We start from the raw sequence: 24365 nt of genomic DNA, 5'->3' as shown, positions 1-24365 counted from the left end.
CAACCTGCTCAACGACAGCCAGTTTAAAAGACAGAGAGTAATCGCGTTGTGTACGTTTAACATACTGTTTCATCACATTCTCCTGAAAACACCGGGTAAATGTGTCAACGCTATTCAGGACGGGTCACAGAATAAAAAAAGGCCGACGCAATGTCGGCCTTTTTCGTTACGGCATCCCTTATGCGGAGGCGCAGGCGTCTGCGTCGCCCTCGGCAAAGGGGAGTGGCCAGCCGCCTAACCGTTTCCAGCGGTTTACCAGCTCGCAGAACAGTGTCGCTGTCTGCTGAGTGTCATACAGCGCAGAATGCGCCTGCGTACTGTCAAACTCCATTCCCGCCGCAATACAGGCTTTCGCCAGCACCGTCTGACCCAGCACCAGTCCGCTCAGCGCCGCGGTATCAAAGGTGGCAAACGGATGAAATGGATTGCGCTTCAGGCTGGCACGTTCTGCTGCTGCTGACATAAAGTTCAGGTCAAACGTGGCATTGTGGGCCACCATAATGGCGCGATTGCAGCCGCTGTCTTTAATGCCTTTGCGAACCATTTTGAAAATGGCATGCAGCGCCTCATATTCACTGACTGCGCCGCGCAGCGGATTATTCGGATCGATACCGGTAAAGGCCAGCGCTTCCGGATGCAAAAGCGAGCCGACAAAGGGTTCGACGTTGAAATGCAGCGTCTGGTCAATCTGAATCCATCCCTCTTCATCCATTTTCAGCGTGATAGCGGCAATCTCCAGTAACGCATCGGTTTGCGCATTGAAACCAGCGGTTTCAACGTCGATCACCACCGGATAGAAGCCACGGAAACGTTGATTGAGTGCATTAGGGGAATTCGATTCAGACATCAGGATCTCGTTGCAGGAAAAGGGCAGCGCGTATTATGGCAAAAAACAGGGCCGGGTGCAGCAGATGAAGCGCAGAGAAGGGATTCAGCCCACCTGTTCAGGCGGACTGAGAGGCAGGTTTAGTTGCCCAGGCCGTTACCGGCATCTTTGTTTTCGATCAGCTCGATTTTGTAACCATCGGGATCTTCAACAAAGGCAATAATGGTGGAGCCGCCTTTGACCGGGCCCGCTTCACGGGTCACGTTGCCGCCATCTTTGCGGATACGTTCGCAGGCTGCTGCTGCGTCATCGACGCCCAGCGCGATATGGCCATAAGCATCGCCGAGGTCATATTTGTCAACGCCCCAGTTGTAGGTCAGCTCGATCACAGCACCTTCGCTTTCGTCGGTGTAGCCCACGAATGCCAGGGTATATTTATATTCGGTGTTTTCGCTCTGACGCAGCACGCGCATGCCCAGCACGCGGGTGTAGAAATCGATTGAACGTTGCAGATCGCCAACGCGCAGCATGGTATGAAGTAAACGCATAACATCCTCTTTTAAATAAAACGCCATCGCCGGATGACCCAGGCGCTAAGTATAGCGACGAAAATCGCCATTGAATAATGGCTGCCGTCATCGTCCCGGACGGCAGCCCAAACGGATTACAGCGTCGGGTAGTCGATATAACCTTCCGCGCCGCCGCCGTAGAAGCTTTCCGGACGCTGTGGGTTGAGTGGGGCATCCTGCTGGAGACGCTCAACCAGATCCGGGTTAGCAATGTAATCACGACCAAACGCAACCGCATCGATCAGACCGCGACCAATCAAATCGTCCGCTTTCTCAACGGTGTAAGCACCGGCACCAATGATGGCACCCGGGAAGAGATCGCGTACTTTCTGACGGAATGCGTCGGTGTAAGGCTTGCCGCCGGCCCAGTCTGGTTCTGAGAGATGCAGATAGGCGATGTTGCGTTTTGCCAGCTCGCCGATGTACCACAGCGCTGCTTCTTCTTCGTCCGGACCGTTGTCCAGATTCTGGAAGCTGCCGATAGGCGAGACACGGATACCAATGCGATCGGCTGACCAGTTGGCGATCACCGCATCGACCACTTCCAGCGCAAAGCGACCGCGTTTTTCGATGCTGCCGCCATATTCGTCGGTGCGCTGGTTTGAACCCGGTGCCAGGAACTGGTGCATCAGGTAGCCGTGCGCGGAGTGCAGCTCAAGCAGGTCGAAGTCTGCTTCACGTGCGTTCGCCGCAGCCTGACCAAAATCAGCCACGATCTGCTGAATCTCTGGCACTGTCAGTTCGCGCGGTACAGACGTGTCTTCGCGATAGACGCTGCCATCTTCAGCACGCAGTGAGGTACGGGTACCCGCAGCAATGGCGGATGGTGCAACCGGTGCTTTGCCTTCCGGCTGTACGCTGTTATGAGAGATACGACCGGTGTGCCATAACTGCACTGCGGTATGACCGCCCGCCTGATGGACACCTTCGTTAATCGCTTTCCATGCCGCAATCTGCGGTTGAGTATGCAGGCCTGGCGCACCGGCATAGCCTTTTGCCTGGAAAGAGATTTGGGTCGCTTCAGTGATGATCAGACCAGCAGTGGCGCGCTGACGGTAATATTCCGCCATCATCGGGGTAGGGATGTCGCCAGGCTCAATGCTGCGCAGACGGGTCAGCGGTGCCATAAATACGCGGTTTGGGACGGTAATTGCGCCGACTTTCAGCGGACGAAACAGCTGGGTACTCGCCATAATAGCTCCTGATTAGTAGACCAGTCGTCTACAAACATGTTTTTTAAAAATCAGTGGCATTTAAGCCACTGTTCGATGGTACTCAGTGCCAGACGCAGTGGCTGCGCCTCGCGGGAAATTTTACTCTGCAGGCTGGCACCCAGCCACAGCAGCGACAGTAACTCAGCCATCTGCGCGGGGGGATGCGGCAGGCTCAGTGACTCCTGCTGCTCTGCGGCAACCAGCGTCCGGGCATAGATCGCGGTAATCTTTGCTGCACCTTGCTGCAGTGCATCACGCATCGGCTCTGAAAGGTCGCAGACCTCCGCAGAAACTTTCACGCCCAGACAACCGACAATATGTCCCTGCTGCACAAACAGCTCAACGGCAGCACGAAAATGGTTAAGCAGACGTTCACGCGGCGTGCCGTCTGTCTGGTTGAGCTGTAACTCAACATCCTGCAGATAACGCACAAAGTAGCGTTCCAGTAACGCCACGCCAAACGCCTCTTTAGATCGGAAGTAGTAGTAGAAGGAGCCTTTGGGCACCGCCGCCTGCGTCAGCAGTTCGCTGAGTCCCATTCCGGTAAAGCCGCGTTGCAGACAGAGCTGTTCACCTGTCTGGAGCAGGTGTTCGCGGGTTTCGTTGCGTTGTAGCGTCTTATTCATGGCAGAGAGAGTAGTAGACCGGTTGGTCTAATGCAACGCTGCACCGTACATTTGGCACAGAGTGTTCACTCACCCGTGAGAGAAAAGGATAATTCTGACGGGGCATAGCTTAATTCCTGCGCATCCAGGCTACGCTTTTTACTGGTCTGTTTATTCTGTTAATCCGGAGTCATGGTGGCCGAGCAGCTTGAGTTTTTCCCGGTTCCCAGCCCCTGTCGCGGCATCTGCCAGACGGATGCGCGCGGCTACTGCCTGGGATGTTTACGCAGCCGCGATGAGCGGTTTAACTGGCTTCGCTTCAGCGATGCGCAAAAGCGGGAGGTCATTCGTCTCTGTCAGCAGCGTCGTCTGCGCCTGCTGCGGCAGCAGAAAAGCGACGAGCCACCAGAGCCACAACAGCCGGAGTTATTCTGACGACTTTCCGCTTTCCGTTATACTCTCTGACACATTAATTACAGCCAACGCGCAACAGGGAGAACGTCATGTCAGAACTGCAAGCCATCGCTTTACAGGGCCCCGATTTTTCACCGCTGGTTATGGGGTACTGGCGTCTGATGGAGTGGGGCATGTCGCCGCAGGAGCGGGTTGCGTTTATTGAGCACCATCTGAGGCTTGGCATTACCACCGTTGATCATGCGGACATTTACGGCGACTACCAATGTGAGGCAGCTTTTGGTGAGGCGCTGAAGCTGGCTCCCGGACTGCGCGATCGGCTACAGATTGTGACCAAATGCGGCATCGCCACCCGCGCCCGGCCTGAGCATCATATTGGGCACTACATTACCGACAAAAATCATATCGTGCAGAGTGCTGAAAACTCGCTTCGCCATTTCCATACCGATCGTCTCGATCTGCTGCTGATCCATCGCCCCGATCCGCTGATGGCGGCTGACGAAGTAGCTGAAGCCTTTATGGCACTTCATCAAAGCGGAAAAGTGCTGCATTTTGGCGTCTCGAATTTCACGCCATCCCAGTTTTCACTGCTGCAATCGCGTCTGCCGTTCTCGCTGGTCACTAACCAGCTGGAGATTTCACCCGTGCAGCAAAGCGTGCTGCTGGATGGATCCCTGGATCAGTGCCAGCAACTGCGCATTCGTCCGATGGCATGGTCCTGTCTCGGCGGCGGCCGTCTGTTTAACGATCCTCACTTCCAGCCACTGCGTAACGAACTGGAGGTGGTGCGGCAGGAAACCGGTGCGACCAGTCTGGAACAGGTGGTTTATGCCTGGATACTGATGCTGCCGTCGCAACCGTTGCCCATCATTGGTTCAGGCAAAGCTGCGCGGGTCACTGAAGCCGCCGGGTCACTGAATTTATCCCTGTCCCGGCAGCAGTGGTTCCGTATTCGCAAAGCGGCGCTGGGATTTGATGTTCCCTGAAGCGTAAAACTGCGTCAATCTTCGGCAAAATAGTGCAACAGCGGCCAGACTTATCTCAAACCCTGGGAGACAAATGGAGACACCATGAAAATGAAAGCAGTTGCGCTTTTTGCACTAATCGCCTGCGGCTCAGCGCAGGCTGCCAGTGAGCAGGTTACGATCCATCAGGTTACCGCTGAAGGGATTGGAAAATCGCTGGGTACCGTTAAGATTGACGAGACCCGGTATGGTCTGCAGTTTACGCCGGATCTGCAGGGACTTAAGCCAGGCATTCACGGTTTTCATGTTCATGCTAAAGGCAGCTGTGAGCCAGGCGAATCTGAAGGCAAAGTGGTCGTCGCCGGTGCGGCTGGCGGTCACCTTGATCCGGCGAACAGCGGCAAACATCTGGGGCCTTATGCTGAAGGTCACCTGGGCGACCTGCCCGCGATTTATGTTGATGAGAAAGGCAACGCCACCTATCCGGTGCTGGCACCACGGCTGAAGTCCTTAAAAGAGATCAAAGGTAAAGCACTGATGGTGCATGCCGGCGCGGATAATCATGCCGATCATCCTGCACCGCTGGGCGGCGGCGGGGCGCGTTATGCCTGCGGCGTTATCTGAATTACCGGGCGGCAGGCGATAGCCGCCCTTTTTTATCCCGCCTGTTTATGAATTGTTATACCATCCCCGTCATTTCCACCCTATGATATTGATTCAGGTAAGAAAGCGTGATGGGGAAGGAGCAGGAAAATGAAATTCAAGGGCGCATTACTGCTGTGTCTGCTGCTGGTGGGATGCGATAAACCCAATGATACGCAACTGGTCACTGAAACCGGACGGGAACTTCAGCGCACCATTGATACCAGCAAGATGCGTGTCACCTGTGAAAAGATCGCCAAAGGTCGTGAATGGCTCAGCCGCAACATGGTGCGCAAGCTGGAAGCGCAGGGGTGCGATCAGGTCTTTCGCAGTGCCACTGAAACCAATTTCACTGACACCACGATCTATCGCCGCACCATGACCATGGTGTGCGGTGGCATTCACGGTCAGAGTTTTACCGGCAGCGAACTGACACGCCGTTTTATCTTCTCACCTGATGAGAAAGCGCTGGTGATTGAACCGATGACCGAGATGGATAAAACCCGCTTCGAGGGCCACAAAACGCTGCAACAGCTGCAGGATGATTTTAACCGGCAGCAACAGCAATACTGCCAGTAATTACGCTGGCACAGCCTGCTTCAGCTGGGCCAGCGAACAGCGTAACCGCCAGATAATCCCCGCCAGTTCGCTGGCTTCGTTGTTCTCCAGTGCCAGCAACGCGGTAATCGTCGCTTCCAGTTCCGACAGCATCTGATCCAGTGAATTGTGCCGTACGCCGCGGCTGCTCATAATCTGCTGTAAATTCTGCAGGCTGTTATCGCGAAATGTCATCAGCGTTACCGAACTGGCACGCCATTCACGTAACTGCCAGACGATATGCGAACAGTTGAGCAGCACCACGCCCCAGCGCAGAAGCCAGACGCGCGCCTGCTCATCCCGGCTATGGCTGAGCTGGCTGATGCGATGATAAATCTGCGATTCAAAGCGGCTCTCGCTGAGCCGTGGCCGTTGCCGCAGCTGATCGAGAAACGCCAGCCGCAGCGCCCGGATATGCCGCCGGCTGCGCCGTGCATCGGAGCTGGGCCGCAGAATCTGAAACGCCAGCCAGGCGAGCAGCACCCCGCAGACTTTGGCGATGTTATCGTTAAAAAAGTCCTGATAATCCCAGGTGGGCGGGTTCGTCACCGCGATAAACGAGCCCATAAATACGATGAACTGCCCCCACATCCCGGCGCGCTGTTTCTGCTGCAGCTTGAAGAGTTGCAGCGTCACCAGCAGCGGAAACAGAAACAGTAAAAACGGCCATAGCTGACCGATCTGCACCATCAGGCCAAACTTCATCACAAAACTAAATGCAAACAGCCACAGCAGCGTTTTCAGCAGCAGCGTGACGCTGCCGCCAGGTGAGGGGGCAGAGGCATAGAGCACGCAGGCAATGGCGGTAAGAGTGAGCGCCGAGGCACCGGAAGACCATTGCGTGTTAATCCAGAAGGCGCAGCCCAGTACAATCACACAGAAAGTGCGCAGGGCGCTCCAGCCCGCTTCGGCACTGTCACTGTCACGCGCCAGCGCCGGAACCGGCGGCGGCTGAAAGCGGGTATCGGCATCGGCGCGCTCCAGCAGACGGATCCAGCGCAGCACGTTGAGGTACATCCAGCAGAAGTAGCGCAGCCGCTGACAAAAGGCACGCTGCCGGTAGTCCCCATCTGCCGCAGGCGTCACGCTGCGCAGAATTTGCGCCAGACGATATTTATCACACGCCGGTTTCGCCAGCTCCGCCAGCAGTTGTTGCACTGCCTCAAACAGCGCCTCAGGCGCGTCGGGCCAGTTCAGCAACATGCGGCGCAGGCTGGAGAGCACGCTGGTAAGTCGTAGCTGCTGGTGCAGCACATAGTTCAGGACGTTGTTCTGTCGGCGAAAACGGTAATGGCTCCAGAACGCCTGAATCCGCAGCAGGTTCATGGTCAGGATCTGGCTGATGACGTTTTCATGTGCGGTGCGAATAGTGTCGCTGGCCGAGGGCTGCAGCAGTAATAGCGCATGTTCGAGCAATCGCGCATGCATCTGTTTCAGTGAGGTAATCAGCGTTTCGCCGTCGGAGGTGCTCGGCAGCACCATCATCATCAAACCGGCGCACAGAATACCGGAGATCACCTCACAGACGCGTGCCTGGGCGATGGTCCACAATGAGGTGATATCAGTGATATTGACGCTGCTGAAGGCGATAATAGCGGCGGTGTAGCCCGCCAGCGAAAAGGCGTAGGCGACGTTGTTCTGGTAGTGGTTTGCAATGCCAGTGCAGAGCGCGAGCCAGCCGGCAATCGCAAAGGTAAACAGCCAGGGTTCATTCAGGGTATGTCCGGCAATCAGCAGGGCGGCGCTGGCCCCGAGCAGACTGCCGACGATGCGGCCCAGACTTTTACTGATTGCGCCGCCCACGGTAGGAAAGCTGATTACGGCGGCAGAGGTCATCGCCCAGTAAGGCTCATCAAGATCCAACCCATAGGCGATGCTCAGCGCCAGACACATCGCGATAGCATTTCGCAACGCATAGCGCCACTGACCGGCGTTCGCCTTAATCCAGGGCAGTTGATCCCAGGCCAGCCACTGAAAATTCATGGCTGGATGGTGATGGTGCAGCTGGTGCCGGCCACCAGATCGGCATCAGCCGGTAGCGTATCGAGACGAATGCGCACAGGCACCCGCTGCGCCAGCCGCACCCAGGGCACATTGGGTTTGATATCGGGTACCAGGCCGCTGTCAGTCTCAATGCTCTGGTCATAGATAGCGCGGCCAATGCTGTCCACCTGGCCCTGCAGCCGCATGCCATTACTGTAGAGCACCACCTGAGCCGCCGCCCCGGTGTGAATATGGCGCAGCTTGGTCTCTTCGAAATAGCCCATGACGTAGTAAGAGTGAGTGTCGACCAGCGCAAACAGGGGCGATCCCGCCGTCGCATAGTTGCCGGGACGAAGCATAAGATTCGTGATCCAGCCATCTGTCGGTGCGGTCAGTGTCGTCTGCTGCAGATTCCAGCGCGCCCGCTCCAGCTCCGCCTGTGCGGCTTTGGCACTGGCGGCGGCGGCTTCCGCGCTTAAGCGTGCCGCATCGAGATCCTCAGCGGAGATGATGTTGCGCGGCAGGCTGCTGCGCCGGTTATATTCATGCTGGGCTTTCGCCAGGTCCGCCTGCGCTTTGCTAAGCTGAGCGGCAGCGTTGTCGAGCGCAATCTGCCATGGCACCGGGTCCAGCGTTAACAGCAGCTGGCCCTGATGCACGAACTGATTATCTTTGACCTTCAGCTGCGTAATCCGGCCCGACACCTGAGGCGTGATATCCACCAGCTCTGCCCGTACTTTCCCGTCACGCGTCCAGGGCGACTGCATGTAGTAGTTCCACAGCCAGCCAGCAGCCAGCAGCGCCAGCGCAAAAACAATCAGCGTTGAGAAATATTTTATCGCGTTAAATTTCATATCGATTATCCGTGACCGATAAGCCAGAGTGCGGCGGTAACGCACAGCACAAACAGGGAGAGATCAAACAGGGTGGGATGCCAGACATCACCGGAGTAGATCCAGCCGCGCACCAGCGGGTGAATCAGCAGCCAGAAAAAGAAGCCGAGCAGTACCGCTTTGAATATCGGGGGGAAAAAAAGCGAGGCGCCCACGACCAGTTCGGTTAGCGGTTTCGCACCTGAAAAAGCAGGAGTGATCACGTGATAACATCCTTCGTTAACCCAAACGGCAGACTGAACGCGCTACCGCGTAATCGTAGCCTGGTCCGGGATTTGTAATTTGTCCTGTAAACTCGCAGAATAGTGTAAAATCTGGCTTGATAGCTAGCAAGCTAATTATAAGGAGATGAAATGGATACGCCTCTCGGAACGGATTTATCTCGCCTGGTGCGCATCTGGCGCGCGCTGATTGATCAGCGGCTCAAACCGCTTGAGCTGACTCAGACTCACTGGGTGACGTTGCATAATATTCATCAACTGCCGCCCGAACAGTCGCAGATTCAGTTAGCCAAGGCGATTGGTATTGAACAGCCTTCTCTGGTGCGGACGCTGGATCAGCTGGAAGAGAAAGGACTGATTACCCGTTCGACCTGCGCCAACGATCGTCGTGCTAAACGCATTAAGCTCACGCAGCAGGCTGAGCCGATTATTGAACAGGTTGAGAGTGTGATTGATGAGACGCGGGATGACATCCTGTCCGGCATCAGTCGGGAAGAGATCAGTCAGATGGTGACGCTGATTGCCCGACTTGAGAAAAACATTCTCGAACTTCAGCACAAAGAGAAATAAAAAAACCGACGCCTGCGCGTCGGTTTTTTGTTTTGCAGCCTTAGCGAGGTGAAACCGTCACCTGGCTGCCGTTGGACGCCATCGCTACACGCTGGCCAACGGAGTAACGTGAGGCAGCCTGCTTCTGAACTACCATGATGGTGTTGCCATCATCCTTGCGGATTTCCAGCTCAACGCCATCGGTTTTATTGACTGCGCCCTGTACGCCCTGGCCTGCTACGCCGCCCAGAACCGCACCACCGGCTGTCGCCAGGCTACGTCCGCTACCGCCACCAATGGTGTTACCCAGGAAGCCACCCAGCACCGCACCACCGATTGCACCGATGACGTTGCTCTCATCACCGCCCTGGATTTTCACCGGACGCACAGAGACCAGAGTACCGTACGACACGCTCTGCACCTGCTTCGCTTCACTGGCACTGTAGGTATCACCCGACAGCGTACTGGTATTGCTACAACCTGCCAGCATCGCACCGGCCAGAGCGACCACAATTACACGCTTAATCATTTGAAACTCCTTTAGTCGAGAAGGCGCCACGTTTATCGCTGTATCCTGCACACAGTATAAGACACAAAACTGGCAAATTAATCCCTGTCCGAATAAAACACGGTTGGACGAAGCATAGACTATGTAAGATCAACAATAATTCAATTGTCTTTTAAAAATAGTCCCGCAACGTTACGGGTTAGCACGTTCGGATAAAAAGAATTTAATCATAGAATTAGCGATCATTATTTGTCAGGCTAGCCGCAGATGAATCGCACTTCCCGCCGGAAGTAAGGAATGGTTATGAAATCAGGACGCTATATCGGGGTAATGTCAGGCACCAGCCTGGATGGCGTGGATGTTGTGCTGGCCGCCATTGATGAGAATATGGTGGCGCAGCAGGCGAGTTACTGCCATCCGATGCCACCTGCGCTGCGTCAGGCCATTCTGGGGATTTGCCAGGGACAATCCCTGACGCTGTCACAGCTCGGCCAGCTTGATACCCGCCTCGGCCAGCTGTTTGCAGAAGCTGTGGTGACATTAATGAAGCGCGAATCGCTGGAGGCCAGCGATATCACAGCGATTGGCTGTCATGGTCAGACCGTCTGGCATGAGCCCCAGAGTGACGCGCCGAACACGCTGCAGATTGGTGACAATAACCAGATTGTCGCGGTAACCGGCGTCACCGTGGTGGGCGATTTCCGCCGTCGTGATATGGCGCTGGGCGGGCAGGGCGCGCCGCTGGTACCCGCTTTTCATCAGGCGCTGCTGATGGATGCCACGGAACGCCGCATGGTGCTGAATATTGGTGGCATTGCCAATCTCTCGCTGCTGATCCCGGGTCAGGCGGTACGTGGCTTTGATACCGGTCCCGGCAATATGCTGCTCGACGCCTGGATCTGGCGGAATCAAAGGCAGCCTTATGACAGAGATGCGCAGTGGGCGCGCAGCGGATCGGTGATCCCGGCACTGCTGGAGGCGCTGTTACGTGAACCCTGGTTTGCGTTGCCGCCGCCGAAGAGCACCGGGCGCGAACACTTCAACCTGGGCTGGCTGGAGCAACATCTGCGCTATTTTCCGGGTCTGGCACCGCAGGATGTGCAGGCCACGCTGGTGGAGCTGACCGCTATCACCATCACACAGCAGGTGTTACTCAATGATGGCTGCGATCGTCTGCTGGTGTGCGGCGGCGGCAGTCGCAATCCACTGCTGATGACGCGGCTGGCGGCGCACCTTCCCGGAACGGAAGTGGCGACCACCGATGCGGCGGGTATCAGTGGTGATGATATGGAAGCGCTGGCGTTTGCGTGGCTGGCATTTCGCACGCTCTCCGGCTTGCCGGGCAATCTGCCTGCGGTGACAGGCGCACGGGAAAAAAGCGTAATTGGCGCAATCTATCCGGCCAACGTTCTCTATCAACGCTAAGCGGGAGGTCGGGGGCAGGTTTTGCCCCCTGATGTTACAGGCGGCCGTCAGGCGGCACCGGAGAGATGTGTCAGATTACGAACCCCGGTAATCACCGTGGCAACCATGGTTTCACGTCGGGTAATCACCTCAACCTGATAAAACCGGCTGCGGTAGGCGATGGAATAGATGATGGGGTGGTACTTATTACCTTCTCCGTAGCGGGCGTAGTGCGCTTCGAGCGCACGGGTCGCTGCCAGGATATGGGAGGGTTCTTTATCACCGCGGATGATTTGCTTCATTCAGTTCCTCAAATGCTGTCCCTGGAGTCACGTCGCACGTAATGGCGCGTAGCGCTGGCCTAAACACTGAACATCTGACTGCTAAACATTTAATCACTGATGGGTTCATGACTGACTGTGACGCGGAGAGATGACAGAAAGATGATCCTCCGGCGCTGTAAATTATTTAGCAGCAGCCGGATGATCCAGCAAGGCAGGGAAGTGTAAATTCATCCAAATCGCAGGGGTTAAATCAGCTCCGGCCAGGCGACGGCCGCAACGCCATTCAGTTCAGGCTCAGAGAACAGGAAGCCCTGAAACTGGGTCACGCCCGCGGCTTCAAGCCACATCCACTCTTCCGGTTGTTCTATGCCTTCGGCGATCACACCGATCTCCAGAGAGGCGCAGCATTTCAGAATGGCGTGAATGATCGCCTGTTTGGGCCCACTTTTATGCACGTCAGAGATGATGGCACGGTCAATCTTAATCTTGTCGGGCTGAATGCGGGTCAGCAGCGACAGCCCGGCAAAACCGGCACCGAAATCATCCAGCGCCAGGCTGATCCCGGCCGCTTTCAGTTGTCTGATGGCGGCTTCAAATGCCTCCGGCTGTGAGATGATTTCATTCTCAGTGAACTCAACCATGACCTGCTCTGGCACCAGTCCCTGGGCCGCCATCTCATCCAGCAAAAAGGAGACAGCGTCGGGCACTTCTACCAGCGTCATCGGCAGCAGATTGATCGACAGGGTCATCCCCTCAATCCCCAGCTTCTTCGCCTGAGCGAAGGCGATCTTTTTTGACCGAAGATCGACCTGATAAAGCTGTTCGCGTGTCAGGCGGGCAAAATAGTCGAGCGGCGATTCCCCCTGCGGACCGCGCAGCAGTGCTTCCAGCGAAACGATCTCGCAGGCGAAGGGATCAACAATAGGCTGAAACGCAAAGCTGACTTCATCCGCAGCCACCAGCGCCGCATCGCCTTCACGCTGCTCTGTCTCGTTACGAATAAACGTCCAGCCGCTGGCGGCAGGGATTTCGAAATAGTTCTCTTTTTCGCGCGCTTCAACAAAGGTGCGCAGGAATTGCAGCGCGCGATCGGCATAGGTCATCTGATATTTCGTCGTGCATTTTTCCAGCACTGACTCGAGCACGGTTTCCTGATCGTGCAGCCGCAGATCGAACAGCTCCATACCAACATGACCAAAACGTCGCGCCGGGGCGTAATCGCGCAGCAGTTCGACCAGATTGTGGTGGCGCGGATCCTGGCAAATCCGGCTATAAACCGCCTTCACGGCGGCCTCCGGGCCTTCCAGAAGCTGGAAAAAATGCGTGCCATTGAACAGTAAAATTCCGGTGACATCGGACGATTTATTGATTTTATTCGCTTTTCGCGCCAAATCATTCAGGGTCTCGAGCTGCACATGTTCAGTGATGTGGCTGCGATAGATGAGTGTCGACAACATAAAGGGTTCCGGAATTTTTTATCTTTTTGTTAAGGCACCTTACCAGAAGCTTCTCCTGGGGAAAACGAGGGCCAGTATGACTTTCTTATTATGACGCTATTATTTTAATCAACTGGCGGCGTGGTATCGCCGGTTCCCAGAGAACGTTGCATGAAAACGGTATCCAGCCAGCGGCCCTGTTTAAACCCCACCGATCGCAGGATGCCTGTCATCTCAAAACCTGCTGCCTGATGCACAGCAATCGAACCCCGGTTCTCGCTGTCGCCCACGTTGGCGATCATCTGACGAAACCCTGCCTGTTCAGCCCACGTAATGGCATGATCTAACAGACGGGAGCCGGCACCACGCTTCTGAAAACCGGGATCGGTATAAATCGAGTCTTCCAGCGTATGCCGATAGGCGTAGCGCGGGCGATAAGGTGCGAGATAGCAAAATCCACGTACGTCGCCGTCGCTGACAGCGATGAACCACGGCAGCCCCGCCTGCTGAATCTTGCGCATCCGCTCGCCAATCTCTACAGCGTCCGGGGGCACGGTCTCAAATGAGCCGGTGCCGTTAAGGACATGCCAGGCGTAGATCTGCTGTATCGCCGGGATATGGCGTTCATCTGCATCAAAAATTTCCATCATGTGGTTTTGCCCTGATCGTCTGCACCTGTTGGAAAACAACGGTATAGCGGGCGCTCAGAGCGTGCAATATAATTCTCGTGCGCGTTAGCAATTTTATTATGGGCGCTTCCTCCAGGAGAACGCCTGGCGAAACAGAGAGACGCCTTCCTGCCGATTGAGTCCCGCTACTGAATGGCGGTTAAGCCTATTCTGAAAACAGCGTCAGCCGGATGATCCGTCCCGGGCTTAAGGCTATTATCTGTGCCGTTCCGATAGAGTTAATTAATTGACGGGAGGCGCAGCGTGATGCGATTTGTTGATTTTCTGAATAGTAAGCAGGGGCTGCGTGCAGCACGAAATCATTGCTTCGAATTAAATGGGATAGTACTGGGCCATTTTACGGCGTTATTCCTGCAGGATAATCAGATTATTTTTACCAAAGATGGTAAACAGTGTGCGGTGCCTTATTATCTGGGGCCCGATGAAGATTTACTTCAGCAGAAGGTCAATCCACGGATTAACAATATCCGCGCGATCTGAAAAGCTTCGGTGCTGCCTTTATCCATTTAATTATAAAACTGACATGATCATTCCTGATGAGCCGGACAGTTATGTTTCACGCTGTCTGGTAAATAACATCATCAGTTAATTCCCGCCACGCTTTACGATGCTGTGCGTTATTTACGGCTTATTCATCTGAGGCGTCACTATTCTGCGACGGTGTAATAAACAGCAGGATCAGGGCACTGAGTGCAAACAGCGCTAAAGCCGTAATGGCACCCAGCGCGGCGTAAAGCTGACCAAACAGCAGCGATCCCGCAACCTGACCGACTGCCAGCATAAAAAACAGGATACCGACGCCTGTCGCCGGCTCTTCCGCCGTGGCCTGTGCTCCCCATACCAGCAAGACGCCCGACAGCGTGACGTAACCTGCGCCGCAACAGGCCACCGCAATCAGTAAACCGGCAGATTCACCGTGACTGAAGGCCAGAACCAGCAGTGGCAATGCCATCCCGCACAATGACAGCCGATAAACTGCGTTCAGCCCGATACGGGCAGCGACCGGGCCGGTTGCGGCACCCACAATGCCTGCACCTCCGGCAACCAGCCAGAGTAAACGGGCGGTCTCTGCATCAACGCCGACATGCTGGCGCAGCAGCGCCGACCCAAAGCTCCACCAGGCTGCACTGACCAGCCCTGAAACCAGCGCTATGCCCATCAGTCGCCGCATAGCGTGACCGTAAAGACGCGGGAACCCGCGGCTGACGCGGGCGGCGCGACCAGCCGCATGAACCGACAGCACGCGCATCACCGGCAGCAGACAGGCCAGGGACAGCAGGGCGAACAGCAGGCAGGCGGCACGCCAGCCGCCAGGTAGCACGCTCAGGATCACCACGGTCAGAATGATACCTGCGCTGGTGCCGGCGTTGATCAGGGTATTGATGCGCGGCTGATCGGCAGCCGCAATCCGGTTACTGACTGCCGCGGCCAGAGCGGGCGATGCCAGCCCTGAACTCAATCCGGCAACAAACAGACCTGTCGCCAGCAGTAGCGGTGAGGAGGCACAGGCGAGCAGCAGCAGCCCTGACGCTGCACTCAGGGCCGCCAGCAGCGCAGTCAGTCGGGCACCATAGCGGTCTGCCAGTGCGGCTGCGGTGAGAATAGTGAGGCAGTAGGCCACAAAGCTACAGGCTGACAGTAATCCCGCCTGCTGCGGGCTGAACGGAATATCTGCTGAGATCGAAGGCAGCATCAACCCCCACGAGAAGCGCGCCATGCCGTAAGTCACAGCAATCAGGCTAAAGCCGGTCAGCGCCAGCGCGGCGGGTGACCTCATCTGACCGCACCACACTTCAATAACTGGCTGGCGACCTGTTCCGCCTGCCGCACAGCGGCAGGACCGGTAATCAGCGCTGTGGTAATCGCCCCCTCAAACAGTATCCAGATGGCATCACTCAGCTGCTGATTAACGTCGCCGCGCAGATGCGTCACGCATTGCGTAATGTAAGCACGCATCGTGGCGCGAAAGGCCAGTGCCTGAGATGCCAGCTCACTATCCCGCTCGGCATACTCTCCCCAGGCTTTCAGAAAGAAGCAGCCACGCGCGCCGTTTAATATCGTCCACTCAACCAGCACGGCAAACAGATGCGCGATTGCCTCAGGCTGTTGCGCTGGCAGCAGCGCCGCCATAAAACGCTGCTCGCGGGCGTTAAGCACCGCGGCGGTAAGTGCTTCGCGAGAGGCGAAATGATGATAAAGCGTGCGTGTTGAGACGCCCGCTTCGCGACAGAGCTGATCGGTACTGGTGGCGTGGAAGCCATGGGTATAGAAGAGCCGCTCGGCGGCCTGAAGAATATCGTCTCTCTTTTTCATTTCTTAAAAGTAAACCGATCGTTTTACTTTTTCAAGCCAGTTACGGTTAATTACTCCCGCCGTTATTGATAAACCCCTGACTTTGCCTGTCTCACCGCTTCGCTAAAAGAGAGGCGCTCTGCCGCTTTCACGCTTTATCAGCCTCAGTTTATCAATACTCATAAGTACCCCTGCGGCGGTTAATGTCGTTTGTTGTGGCTCTAATCATAACGACCGTGACATATCAGGCTGGCTACAGCAGGGAAATTTATAAGTAATTATTTTATAATGCTTTTTTTGGCTGCTGTTTTTTTATTGATGCATTAGAACCCTAAATGTAAGCGGAGCTGTAAAGCGGGACGGGAAGTTTAAGCGCGCTGAATGCCTGAAGCGATAATCGTGGCTGAAAAGGGCATATTCTCAAAGTCGGTTTGAGTTACGCAATAAAGTGGTTTTAGGGATAATTCTCAGTTAGTTTAATAAAACTTCAGATTACAAATAAAAACTCTTACGAATTTTGGTTCGTTTTTTACGATACATACAGCAACTATCAGGATGACTACCATGCTCAAAGCCAGCTATTATTATCTGTGCCCGCGTCCCATGGGTGGATGGATTTTACACAAAGAAGGTTGCGTTAATCTGTCAAAGAACGATAAACGCGTTTTTATTGGTTCGCTTTATACCCGACAGCAGGCGCTGGCGGTGGCGAAAGTCCATCACGCCAATGCCATATTGTGTAATGCCTGCCTGAGCACCTTTATTTGCCCGACCACGACCAGCACGGCAATTAAACCGGCCCGGGCGGCCACGCCAACCCGTCACACGCCAAAACATTAATTCACTGAAATTAAATGGCAGCAGTAAAAGAGAATAAAGGGAATTAACTGGGCGGGGCGTCGAAAATAAAAAAGGCAGCGTAATACGCTGCCCTGATACTTATGCCTGTTTAGGCTGGCCATTTGAGGCGGTAATGCCGCCATCAACCGGCAGATTGACGCCGGTAATATAACTGGCTTCATCGCTGGCAATAAAGAGAATCGCGTGAGCGATATCATCCGCTTCACCGGCACGGCGCAGCGGAATACGATCGTAAAAACGCTCCAGCAGTTCCTGATCCTGTTTGGCATCTTCAGTCAGATCGGTAAAGGTGAAGCCAGGGCAGATGGCATTGACCCGCACGCCATCCGCACCGTAATCCATCGCCAGCGCACGGGTGAAGTTGGTAATCGCCCCTTTAGCGGCGTTGTAGATGCTCATACCCCAGTCACCGCCTAAGCCGGAAACGGAGGAAATGTTGACGACATTACCTTTGCTCTTCAGCAGCGCTGGCATGAAGTAGTGAACACCGTGGAAAACGCCGTCGAGGTCAGTTTTCATCAGGGTTTTCCATGCGTCGAGGTCGACTTCATGGATGCGGCCCTGCACGATAACGCCCGCATTATTTACCAGCACATCTACACGGCCATACTTCTTCAGTACCGTTTCTGACAGCTGTTTAACCTGTTCGGCTTCTGAGACGTCGCAGGCCGCCACCAGGTGATCGCCCGCCGTCATTTCAGCCAGCGTCTCTTCCAGTTTCTGTCGGGTGCGTCCCACCAGCACCACGGATGCCCCTTCTTCAGCAAAGCGCTTTGCGCTGGCTTCGCCAATGCCGGATCCGGCACCTGTCACAACCACAACTTTCTGTGTAAATCTGGACATTATGCCTCCTTATCAGCATCAATCCTTACTGTTAACAACCGGTTAAGCCTGGCAGCGATCGGCAAAAAAACAAGCGCAGCGCGAAATGCGCTGCGCCTGATGCCTGATCGTTAACCTGTTCAGCGACTAGGGACGTCTGAACAGGGCGAAGCTGCGTCCTTCCAGCTCGAAATCTTTTTCTTTGGTGATAACCAGACCCCGCTTCGTCACGTCGCTGGTGGTCAGCTCCAGCACCCAGCCGCCTTCGCCAAACTGCGGAATGCGGAAGGGCACATTGCCTTCGAACGGGTTAAGTAGCATCAGGACGTCATGCCAGATGCCTTCCTCGGTCTGCAGATCCGGTCGGCCGATATAGACGCCCAGCGTTGAGCCTTCATCCCACTGCTCACTCTGCTGGAAGCCGCCACCGGCGTTAAACCACTTAATATCCATGCCGTCGCGCCAGTTTTCACGGCGCAGCAACGGCTGCTGAGCACGCAATGTCAGGATCTGACGGGTGAACTCGCGCAGCGCCTCTGCGGATTCCGGCAGGTTATCCCAGTGTACCCAGGAGATTTCGCTGTCCTGGCAGTAGCCGTTGTTGTTGCCCATCTGGCTGCGGCCAAACTCGTCGCCTGCCAGCAGCATCGGCGTGCCGTGGGAGAAGATCAGCGTAGCGAGGAAGTTGCGTTTCTGTCGCTCGCGCACCGCGTTAATGCCTTCGTCATCGGTCGGGCCTTCAACGCCATAGTTGTAAGAGCGGTTGTCGTTGTGACCGTCGTTGTTATCTTCACCATTCTCATCGTTATGTTTGTCGTTGTACGACACCAAATCGTTGAGCGTGAAGCCGTCGTGGGCGGTAATGAAGTTGACGCTGGCCCACGGACGCCGACCGTGCTGGTCGTAGAGGTCACCGGAACCCAGCAGGCGGGCGGCGAAGTCGGTAGAGACGTTGTTACCTTTCCAGTAGTCACGCACCGTGTCGCGATACTGGTCGTTCCATTCTGCCCAGCCTGGCGGGAAACTGCCCACCTGATAGCCGCCGGGACCGATATCCCAGGGTTCACCAATCAGCTTTTTCCGCGACAGGATCGGGTCCTGCATCACGGCATCGAAGAAGCCGCCACGCGGGTCGAAACCATCCGGTTCGCGCCCCAGAATCGTACCGAGGTCGAAACGGAAGCCGTCGATATGCATCGACTCAGACCAGTAGCGCAGCGAATCGAGCACCATCTGCAGCACGCGCGGATGTGAGGTGTTCACGGTGTTGCCGGTGCCGGTATCATTGATGTAGTAACGATGCTGGTCGGGCATCGTACGGTAATAGGAGAAGTTATCGATGCCTTTAAATGACAGCGTCGGACCCAGCTCATTACCCTCGGCGGTGTGGTTGTAGACCACGTCGAGGATGACCTCAATACCGGCGTCGTGGAAGGCGCGCACCATGTCACGGAAGCCCTGAATGCCGCGCGGCCCGAAGTAGCGGGTCGCGGGCGCAAAGAAGCCCAGCGTGTTGTAGCCCCAGAAGTTTTTCAGCCCCTTATCCAGCAGGTGCTGATCGTCCGGGAACCAGTGCACCGGCAGCAGCTCGACGGAGGTAATGCCCAGACTTTTGATGTAGTCGACGGTCGCTTTATGGCCCATACCATCAAAGGTGCCGCGCAGCTCCGGTGGCAGTGCGGTGTTGAGCTGCGTAAAACCTTTCACGTGGGTTTCATAGATGACGGTTTTCGGCCACGGCACATTCGGGCGGTTTTTATCCTGCCAGTCGAATTCATCAGGGTCGATTACCCGGCACTTAGGTGTAAACGGCGCGCTGTCACGGGTGTCGAACGTCAGATCTTTATCATCGTGATAGAGATCGTACGCGAAGTGCGCCTCGTTCCAGGCGATGTCGCCCGCCAGTTCACGGGCGTAGGGATCGAGCAGCAACTTGTTCGGGTTAAAGCGATGACCATTTTCCGGGTCATAAGGGCCATAGACGCGATAGCCATAGAGCGCGCCGGGCTTCAGGCCCGGAATGTAGCCGTGCCACACTTCATGGGTATATTCCGGCAGCTCCAGCCGGGCAATTTCCGTTTTGCCGCTGGGATCGTACAGACAGAGTTCAACCCGCTCGGCGTGGGCGCTGAACAGGGCGAAGTTTACGCCCTGGCCATCAAAATTGGCCCCCAGCACATGGCTGTAACCCGCCGTAATTTCAAAACGCTGACTGTTTGACATTTATGCCTCGTTATTCAATGAACAGATTGACGCGTAATAAACAAAATTCTTCCCGACTTCACTGTGCCACCAGCACGGCGCACCACTGCGACGCCAGTGCGGTAAGCGGCAGCTGGTCACCTGCATTCAAGGTTTTACCGCTCAGCACGTCCTGATAGCCGCGCTGAGCGAGTGCCGCGGGCAGAGCGATATGCGTATCAGCCCAGCGTGCCTCAGACGGCTGATCGAGATTCTCTGGCAATGCGTTAAAGACCCGGCGTGAGACAATCACGATGACTGCCTGATCCTCACGGGTGCGGGCAAAGGCGAGCACGTTATCCTGCTGCGCCCCTTCTGCGGACAGCGGCAGGTAGTCACCGTAGCGGAACAGCGCAGGCTGCTGCTGTCGTAGCGCCAGCAGTTTCACAATCGCCTGCTGATTGACCTGACCGCGCAGCCAGTGCGTCTCACTGTCATCGTGCTGTGGCGCGTTAAGCATCGCCGCCAGCGCGTCGAAATCAGGCTCGCGGCGGTTATCGGGATCGACCAGGCTGAAGTCCAGCGCCTCGCTGCCCTGATAAATATCGGGTACGCCTGGTGCGGTAAGCTTCACTACGGTCTGGGTGAGGCTGTTGACCAGTCCGGCGCGCATAAAGGGTTGCAACGACTGACAGAAATCAGTCAGGAAGGTGCGGTTGCCGGGCGCAAGCAGATGACGGGCATAGCTCAGCACCGCCTCTTCATAGTCATCGTTATTGTCGGCCCAGTCGGTGCGCAGTTTGGCTTCACGCATCGCTTTCTCAACATAGACCACAAAGCGGGCTTCCAGCGCCGCCAGACCTTCCGCATCCTGCGGCTGCAGCGTGGTCGGCCAGACGCCGGCCAGCGCTTCGTACAGCATCCATTCCACGGCCGGTTCCGGTGCGGGGCCATCTTTCAGGCGTACGACGTGATCCTCGTTCATCTCCCGCCAGCGGCTCACGCACTCCGCCCAGCGCTGTGGCGCTTCGGTCAGGGTATAGAGCCGCGCACGGGCATCTTCGCCGCGCTTGGTATCGTGCGTTGAGGTGCCCGACAGCGCATCGGGCTGATGCTCACGCCTTGCCTGCATCTCCGCGTGGAACTGATCCAGCGAGAAGTGGCGCGCCAGCGGCTCAGCACCCACCTCATTTAAGGCCAGCGCCATGTGCTGCCGGAAGAAGAGGGTGTCCTCTACCGATTTCGCCATCAGCGGGCCGGTCAGCTGCTGGAAGCGGGTACGGAACTGCGTGGCATCGTCACGGGCGGAATCACCCACCTCTGCACGCAGAATGCGGGTCAGGAAGTCGAGCGCCTGCGTATCAGGCGCGTGGTCGCTGGCTTTTACGTCGCTGACCACCTGGTCCAGCAGTGCAGTATCGGCTGGCGTCAGGCCTTCCGGCGTGCCATAGGTGCGGTAAACCGGGAAGGCGACCAGCAGCTCACGCAGGGCATTTTTCAGCTCCGCTTCCGGCTGAGTCGTGCCTTCTGCCTCAGCAATCTTCAGTGCCAGTTGCAGTAACCGGTTAAATTCGCCAGCAAAGTTGCGGTTCGCCATCAGCAGCTTGGCAGCACGCAGCTCCGCTTTCATGTCGACGCTTTTGCCAATCACGGCCTGATAGGCTTTACGCAGTCCGCTCAGGCGATCGCTGTCGACCAGCAGATTGGCAAGCGCGGCCATAAACTCATAGCCGGTAGTGCCGGAAACCGGCCACTCTTCAGGCAGTTGTTCATTGTCGCCGAGGATCTTCTCCACGGTGAGATAGCAGTCGGGACCGGCAGCCTGGCGTAACTGCTCCAGATAGCCGCGCGGATCGGCCAGGCCATCCACGTGGTCGACGCGCAATCCCTGCACCGCGCCGCTGTGAACCAGTTCGAGGATCAGCTGATGGGCGGCATCAAAGACGGCTTTGTCTTCCACGCGCACGCCCACCAGACCGGTCACTTCAAAGAAACGGCGGTAGGAGAGGTCGTTGGGCGCGTCGCGCCAGGACATCAGTCGCCACGGCTGCTGGTCGTGCAGTTCGGCGATCTCTGCGGCATCGCGCAGGGCGAGCACCGCCTCTTCCCGATCCTGCCAGGTCTCAGGTTTCAGCGGATAGAAATTGTCGAAGTAGGCCAGCGCCGGTTTGCCAGTCTGCGGATCGCGCTGCACGCTGATATCACCGTTTTCCAGTACTGCCTCAAAGGTGTCACCGAGGAACGGCAGCGTCAGGCGGCGAGACCAGTCGATATCGAAATAAGTGGCATAGCGACTCTGTTCGCCATGTTCAATGACGTCGCGCCACCACGGGTTCTCCAGCGAGGCGGCCATATGATTCGGCACGATGTCGAGGATCAGCTCCAGCCCGGCCGCTTTCAGCGCGGCCACCATGCGGTCAAAACCTTCCCGGCCACCAATCGATGGCTCAATCTGGTTAACGTCGGTTACGTCATAGCCGTGGGTTGATTCAGCGGTGGCGCTGAAGACCGGCGAGGCATAAAGATGGCTGATGCCAAGCTGTTTCAGGTAGGGCACCAGCGCCGCCGCACGGTCAAAGGTCATGCCGTTACGGAACTGGATGCGGTACGTTGCGGTTGGAATAGTCATTCTGCTTCTCTCTTAGCCAGACGCACCACGATAGCGTTGGGAATCAGTTCGGTTGCGGTCTGCGGCCAGGCAAACAGCGTTTCACCCGGCAAATCGGGGATCGGCTGCGTGCTGTCGCCGACGTTCAGCGCCAGTGACAGCGTGCCCTGCGGGAAGTCCCAGCGCACCGCCAGGAAATCGTCTGCGGTTTTCACCACCTGACCGGCATCACCGCCGGCGGTCTGCAGCAGCGGGACGATATGTTCCTGACGCAGCGCCAGCAGATGACGTGTCAGCGCCAGCCACTGCTGACCTTCCGGCGTTTCTGTACGCTGCCAGTCGAGTTTCGACTGTTCAAAGGTGGTGATATCGTTAGGATCCGGCACGGTTTCGCCGTGACCGGCATGGCCTTCAAACTCCCGGGCGCGACCTTCACGCACCGCTTTAGCCAGATCGCCGTGGAAATCGGTGAAAAACAGGAACGGTCGGGTTTCGCCATACTCTTCGCCCATAAACAGCAGCGGAATGTGTGGCGAGACCAGCAGCATGGCCAGCAGCACCTGCGTCCGCTCTGCACCCGCCAGCGAGACCAGCCGTTCGCCCTGCGCGCGGTTGCCCGTCTGGTCATGGTTCTGGATGAAGTCGACAAAGGCGACCGGCGGCTGGCTGCTGCTCTTCACGCCGCGCGGCTCGCCCGACTGTGCTGAGACTTCGCCCTGATAGACAAAGCCTTCTGCCAGCGCTCGCGCTACCCGCTGCGCCGGCTGGTCAGCAAAATCCTGGTAATAAGCGTGAGTTTCACCGGTTGCCAGCACATGCACGGCGTTGTGGAGGTCATCGTTCCATTCGCCGGTAAACAGCGGAGCGTCTCCGTTTTCGTCGCGCGGATGCAGGAAGGTAACGTTTCGGCAATCTTCGGTGGTGAGATGAATGGGGCGGTCGGTAATAGTGGCGCGGATGCGCTCGGCAATCTCAACCAGCACATGCTTTTCGCTCGGGTCATCAATCTGATCGATGGCATCAAAGCGCAGGCCATCCAGATTAAACTCCTGCAGCCAGTAGAGCGGTGCTTCCACGATATAGCGGCGTACCGCATCAACGTCATAGGCGATACCGGCGCCCCACGGCGTCTGACGCTCTTTATGGAAGAAGTCTGGCGCGAGCAGCGGCAGATAGTTGCCCTCCGGGCCGAAATGGTTCAGCACAATATCCAGCACCACCGACAGGCCGTGACCGTGCGCCGCATCGATAAAGGCTTTGAAATCATCGGGTGAGCCGTAGGCGGCATGCGGTGCATAGAGCAGCACGCCATCGTAGCCCCAGCCGCGATTACCGCCAAACTGCGACACCGGCAGCACTTCAATCATGGTGATGCCGGTCTCAGCCAGCATTGGCAATTTCTCAATCGCCGCCCGGAAGGTGCCTTCCTGGGTAAAGGTGCCGATGTGCAGTTCATAGACCACTGACTCTGTCCACGGACGCCCCTTCCAGCTCGTGTTCTGCCACTGATACGCGTCAGGATCGATCACCAGTGAGGGACCGTTGACCTCCGCTTTCTGGGCGCGGGCGGCGGGATCGGGCACTGCCGTGCCATCCGCCAGCACAAAATCATATTCGGCATTCGCAGCCACACCGGCGACCCGGGCTTCAAACCAGCCGTCAGCCTGCGGTGTCATCTCAATGTCTTTACCGGCGAGACGCAGCGTCACGCGTTGCTGACCGGTTGCCCAGAGGCGGAAACGCACCTCGTCACTGGCAACCCGTTCAGCGCCCCAACTTTTAGAAAAAGATTTGGATTCCAT

At 56.5% G+C, this 24365-nt stretch carries 25 protein-coding genes; 8 read left to right on the top strand and 17 right to left on the bottom strand.

The window, feature by feature from the left end:
- Positions 1-178: 178 nt before the first annotated feature.
- The 4 genes from rnt to F3I44_RS21960 all read right to left on the bottom strand — a co-directional run bounded on the left by rnt (position 179) and on the right by F3I44_RS21960 (position 3235).
- Positions 179-847, bottom strand: a complete 669-nt coding sequence (rnt, locus tag F3I44_RS21975; protein ID WP_150012846.1) for a ribonuclease T — start codon at positions 845-847, stop codon at positions 179-181.
- 119 nt (positions 848-966) lie between these two features.
- Complete coding sequence (gene gloA, locus F3I44_RS21970; protein WP_010245580.1) at positions 967-1374, bottom strand: lactoylglutathione lyase; 408 nt, start codon at positions 1372-1374, stop codon at positions 967-969.
- Between the two features lie 116 nt (positions 1375-1490).
- The gene (locus tag F3I44_RS21965; protein WP_150012848.1) at positions 1491-2588 is read right to left on the bottom strand and encodes an alkene reductase; all 1098 of its coding nucleotides are present in this window, start codon (positions 2586-2588) and stop codon (positions 1491-1493) included.
- Positions 2589-2638: 50 nt separating this feature from the next.
- Positions 2639-3235 (bottom strand): TetR/AcrR family transcriptional regulator, encoded by a 597-nt coding sequence (locus F3I44_RS21960; RefSeq protein WP_150012850.1) that lies wholly within the window; start codon positions 3233-3235, stop codon positions 2639-2641.
- 174 nt (positions 3236-3409) lie between these two features.
- Here F3I44_RS21960 and F3I44_RS21955 point away from each other — a divergent pair, with 174 nt between their 5' ends.
- The 4 genes from F3I44_RS21955 to F3I44_RS21940 all read left to right on the top strand — a co-directional run bounded on the left by F3I44_RS21955 (position 3410) and on the right by F3I44_RS21940 (position 5814).
- Positions 3410-3649, top strand: a complete 240-nt coding sequence (locus tag F3I44_RS21955; RefSeq protein WP_150012944.1) for a DUF1289 domain-containing protein — start codon at positions 3410-3412, stop codon at positions 3647-3649.
- 68 nt (positions 3650-3717) lie between these two features.
- The gene (locus F3I44_RS21950) at positions 3718-4614 is read left to right on the top strand and encodes an aldo/keto reductase family oxidoreductase (RefSeq protein WP_150012852.1); all 897 of its coding nucleotides are present in this window, start codon (positions 3718-3720) and stop codon (positions 4612-4614) included.
- A gap of 84 nt (positions 4615-4698) precedes the next feature.
- Entirely contained in the window at positions 4699-5217 is a 519-nt protein-coding gene (sodC, locus tag F3I44_RS21945) for a superoxide dismutase family protein (RefSeq protein WP_150019636.1), read from the top strand.
- Between the two features lie 129 nt (positions 5218-5346).
- On the top strand, positions 5347-5814 hold the full coding sequence (locus tag F3I44_RS21940) for a hypothetical protein (RefSeq protein ID WP_150012856.1): 468 nt from the start codon (positions 5347-5349) through the stop codon (positions 5812-5814).
- Here the strand turns inward: F3I44_RS21940 and F3I44_RS21935 are convergent, their stop codons facing one another.
- Genes F3I44_RS21935 through F3I44_RS21925 form a run of 3 tightly spaced genes read right to left on the bottom strand, consistent with a single transcriptional unit; the run spans position 5815 to position 8911 of the window.
- Positions 5815-7815: an FUSC family protein gene (locus tag F3I44_RS21935; RefSeq protein WP_150012858.1), complete on the bottom strand. Its 2001-nt coding sequence runs from the start codon at positions 7813-7815 to the stop codon at positions 5815-5817. It lies immediately after the preceding gene.
- Positions 7812-8669 (bottom strand): HlyD family secretion protein, encoded by an 858-nt coding sequence (locus tag F3I44_RS21930; RefSeq protein WP_150012860.1) that lies wholly within the window; start codon positions 8667-8669, stop codon positions 7812-7814. Before F3I44_RS21930 ends, F3I44_RS21935 begins: the two co-directional genes overlap by 4 nt.
- Before the next feature lie 5 nt (positions 8670-8674).
- Entirely contained in the window at positions 8675-8911 is a 237-nt protein-coding gene (locus F3I44_RS21925) for a DUF1656 domain-containing protein (protein ID WP_150012862.1), read from the bottom strand.
- A gap of 150 nt (positions 8912-9061) precedes the next feature.
- Here F3I44_RS21925 and slyA point away from each other — a divergent pair, with 150 nt between their 5' ends.
- Entirely contained in the window at positions 9062-9499 is a 438-nt protein-coding gene (gene slyA, locus F3I44_RS21920; RefSeq protein WP_010245551.1) for a transcriptional regulator SlyA, read from the top strand.
- A gap of 40 nt (positions 9500-9539) precedes the next feature.
- Here the strand turns inward: slyA and slyB are convergent, their stop codons facing one another.
- Positions 9540-10007 (bottom strand): outer membrane lipoprotein SlyB, encoded by a 468-nt coding sequence (slyB, locus tag F3I44_RS21915; protein WP_150012864.1) that lies wholly within the window; start codon positions 10005-10007, stop codon positions 9540-9542.
- Between the two features lie 282 nt (positions 10008-10289).
- Here slyB and anmK point away from each other — a divergent pair, with 282 nt between their 5' ends.
- Positions 10290-11411 (top strand): anhydro-N-acetylmuramic acid kinase, encoded by a 1122-nt coding sequence (gene anmK / locus F3I44_RS21910; protein WP_150012866.1) that lies wholly within the window; start codon positions 10290-10292, stop codon positions 11409-11411.
- Positions 11412-11458: 47 nt separating this feature from the next.
- Here the strand turns inward: anmK and F3I44_RS21905 are convergent, their stop codons facing one another.
- The 3 genes from F3I44_RS21905 to F3I44_RS21895 all read right to left on the bottom strand — a co-directional run bounded on the left by F3I44_RS21905 (position 11459) and on the right by F3I44_RS21895 (position 13757).
- Positions 11459-11692 carry a DUF4060 family protein gene (locus F3I44_RS21905; protein WP_013357724.1) on the bottom strand — a complete coding sequence of 78 codons (234 nt, stop codon included), beginning with the start codon at positions 11690-11692 and terminating at the stop codon, positions 11459-11461.
- A 227-nt stretch (positions 11693-11919) separates the two neighbouring features.
- On the bottom strand, positions 11920-13131 hold the full coding sequence (locus F3I44_RS21900; protein ID WP_150012868.1) for a diguanylate phosphodiesterase: 1212 nt from the start codon (positions 13129-13131) through the stop codon (positions 11920-11922).
- 104 nt (positions 13132-13235) lie between these two features.
- Positions 13236-13757, bottom strand: a complete 522-nt coding sequence (locus F3I44_RS21895) for a GNAT family N-acetyltransferase (protein WP_150019637.1) — start codon at positions 13755-13757, stop codon at positions 13236-13238.
- Between the two features lie 288 nt (positions 13758-14045).
- On the opposite strand from F3I44_RS21895, the gene F3I44_RS21890 reads away from it, so the two are divergent.
- Complete coding sequence (locus F3I44_RS21890; RefSeq protein WP_150012870.1) at positions 14046-14279, top strand: hypothetical protein; 234 nt, start codon at positions 14046-14048, stop codon at positions 14277-14279.
- 148 nt (positions 14280-14427) lie between these two features.
- On the opposite strand, the gene F3I44_RS21885 is transcribed toward F3I44_RS21890, so the two are convergent.
- Complete coding sequence (locus F3I44_RS21885; protein WP_150012872.1) at positions 14428-15576, bottom strand: MFS transporter; 1149 nt, start codon at positions 15574-15576, stop codon at positions 14428-14430.
- A complete protein-coding gene (locus tag F3I44_RS21880) occupies positions 15573-16112 on the bottom strand; it encodes a TetR/AcrR family transcriptional regulator (RefSeq protein ID WP_150012874.1) in 540 nt (179 codons plus the stop codon). The genes F3I44_RS21885 and F3I44_RS21880 overlap by 4 nt, the downstream gene beginning before the upstream one ends.
- Positions 16113-16655: 543 nt before the next feature.
- On the opposite strand from F3I44_RS21880, the gene F3I44_RS21875 reads away from it, so the two are divergent.
- Complete coding sequence (locus F3I44_RS21875; RefSeq protein WP_033732518.1) at positions 16656-16931, top strand: hypothetical protein; 276 nt, start codon at positions 16656-16658, stop codon at positions 16929-16931.
- Between the two features lie 99 nt (positions 16932-17030).
- Here F3I44_RS21875 and F3I44_RS21870 read toward each other — a convergent pair whose 3' ends face one another.
- The 4 genes from F3I44_RS21870 to treZ form a co-directional block, all read right to left on the bottom strand.
- Positions 17031-17795 (bottom strand): SDR family NAD(P)-dependent oxidoreductase, encoded by a 765-nt coding sequence (locus F3I44_RS21870; RefSeq protein WP_150012876.1) that lies wholly within the window; start codon positions 17793-17795, stop codon positions 17031-17033.
- 126 nt (positions 17796-17921) lie between these two features.
- Positions 17922-19997, bottom strand: a complete 2076-nt coding sequence (gene glgX / locus F3I44_RS21865; RefSeq protein WP_150012878.1) for a glycogen debranching protein GlgX — start codon at positions 19995-19997, stop codon at positions 17922-17924.
- Between the two features lie 58 nt (positions 19998-20055).
- A complete protein-coding gene (gene treY, locus F3I44_RS21860; RefSeq protein ID WP_150012880.1) occupies positions 20056-22584 on the bottom strand; it encodes a malto-oligosyltrehalose synthase in 2529 nt (842 codons plus the stop codon).
- Positions 22581-24365: a malto-oligosyltrehalose trehalohydrolase gene (gene treZ, locus F3I44_RS21855; RefSeq protein WP_150012882.1), complete on the bottom strand. Its 1785-nt coding sequence runs from the start codon at positions 24363-24365 to the stop codon at positions 22581-22583. Before treZ ends, treY begins: the two co-directional genes overlap by 4 nt.

Source organism: Pantoea sp. F_5, assembly GCF_008631595.1.
Lineage (GTDB): Bacteria > Pseudomonadota > Gammaproteobacteria > Enterobacterales > Enterobacteriaceae > Pantoea > Pantoea gossypiicola.
The sequence above is the reverse complement of the archived record's forward strand: the minus strand, read 5'-3'. Positions and strand labels throughout refer to the sequence as shown.

Excerpts from the sequence above, each read along its gene's own strand:
- F3I44_RS21885 (WP_150012872.1), bottom strand. The coding sequence starts at position 15,576 with ATGAGGTCACCCGCCGCGCTGGCGCTGACCGGCTTTAGCCTGATTGCT.
- F3I44_RS21900 (WP_150012868.1), bottom strand. The coding sequence starts at position 13,131 with ATGTTGTCGACACTCATCTATCGCAGCCACATCACTGAACATGTGCAG.
- F3I44_RS21950 (WP_150012852.1), top strand. The coding sequence starts at position 3,718 with ATGTCAGAACTGCAAGCCATCGCTTTACAGGGCCCCGATTTTTCACCG.
- glgX (WP_150012878.1), bottom strand. The coding sequence starts at position 19,997 with ATGTCAAACAGTCAGCGTTTTGAAATTACGGCGGGTTACAGCCATGTG.
- F3I44_RS21880 (WP_150012874.1), bottom strand. The coding sequence starts at position 16,112 with ATGAAAAAGAGAGACGATATTCTTCAGGCCGCCGAGCGGCTCTTCTAT.
- F3I44_RS21890 (WP_150012870.1), top strand. The coding sequence starts at position 14,046 with ATGCGATTTGTTGATTTTCTGAATAGTAAGCAGGGGCTGCGTGCAGCA.
- F3I44_RS21960 (WP_150012850.1), bottom strand. The coding sequence starts at position 3,235 with ATGAATAAGACGCTACAACGCAACGAAACCCGCGAACACCTGCTCCAG.
- F3I44_RS21965 (WP_150012848.1), bottom strand. The coding sequence starts at position 2,588 with ATGGCGAGTACCCAGCTGTTTCGTCCGCTGAAAGTCGGCGCAATTACC.
- F3I44_RS21940 (WP_150012856.1), top strand. The coding sequence starts at position 5,347 with ATGAAATTCAAGGGCGCATTACTGCTGTGTCTGCTGCTGGTGGGATGC.
- F3I44_RS21895 (WP_150019637.1), bottom strand. The coding sequence starts at position 13,757 with ATGGAAATTTTTGATGCAGATGAACGCCATATCCCGGCGATACAGCAG.
- F3I44_RS21875 (WP_033732518.1), top strand. The coding sequence starts at position 16,656 with ATGCTCAAAGCCAGCTATTATTATCTGTGCCCGCGTCCCATGGGTGGA.
- slyB (WP_150012864.1), bottom strand. The coding sequence starts at position 10,007 with ATGATTAAGCGTGTAATTGTGGTCGCTCTGGCCGGTGCGATGCTGGCA.
- F3I44_RS21930 (WP_150012860.1), bottom strand. The coding sequence starts at position 8,669 with ATGAAATTTAACGCGATAAAATATTTCTCAACGCTGATTGTTTTTGCG.
- sodC (WP_150019636.1), top strand. The coding sequence starts at position 4,699 with ATGAAAATGAAAGCAGTTGCGCTTTTTGCACTAATCGCCTGCGGCTCA.
- rnt (WP_150012846.1), bottom strand. The coding sequence starts at position 847 with ATGTCTGAATCGAATTCCCCTAATGCACTCAATCAACGTTTCCGTGGC.
- F3I44_RS21905 (WP_013357724.1), bottom strand. The coding sequence starts at position 11,692 with ATGAAGCAAATCATCCGCGGTGATAAAGAACCCTCCCATATCCTGGCA.
- F3I44_RS21870 (WP_150012876.1), bottom strand. The coding sequence starts at position 17,795 with ATGTCCAGATTTACACAGAAAGTTGTGGTTGTGACAGGTGCCGGATCC.
- anmK (WP_150012866.1), top strand. The coding sequence starts at position 10,290 with ATGAAATCAGGACGCTATATCGGGGTAATGTCAGGCACCAGCCTGGAT.
- treY (WP_150012880.1), bottom strand. The coding sequence starts at position 22,584 with ATGACTATTCCAACCGCAACGTACCGCATCCAGTTCCGTAACGGCATG.
- gloA (WP_010245580.1), bottom strand. The coding sequence starts at position 1,374 with ATGCGTTTACTTCATACCATGCTGCGCGTTGGCGATCTGCAACGTTCA.
- F3I44_RS21935 (WP_150012858.1), bottom strand. The coding sequence starts at position 7,815 with ATGAATTTTCAGTGGCTGGCCTGGGATCAACTGCCCTGGATTAAGGCG.
- slyA (WP_010245551.1), top strand. The coding sequence starts at position 9,062 with ATGGATACGCCTCTCGGAACGGATTTATCTCGCCTGGTGCGCATCTGG.
- treZ (WP_150012882.1), bottom strand. The coding sequence starts at position 24,365 with ATGGAATCCAAATCTTTTTCTAAAAGTTGGGGCGCTGAACGGGTTGCC.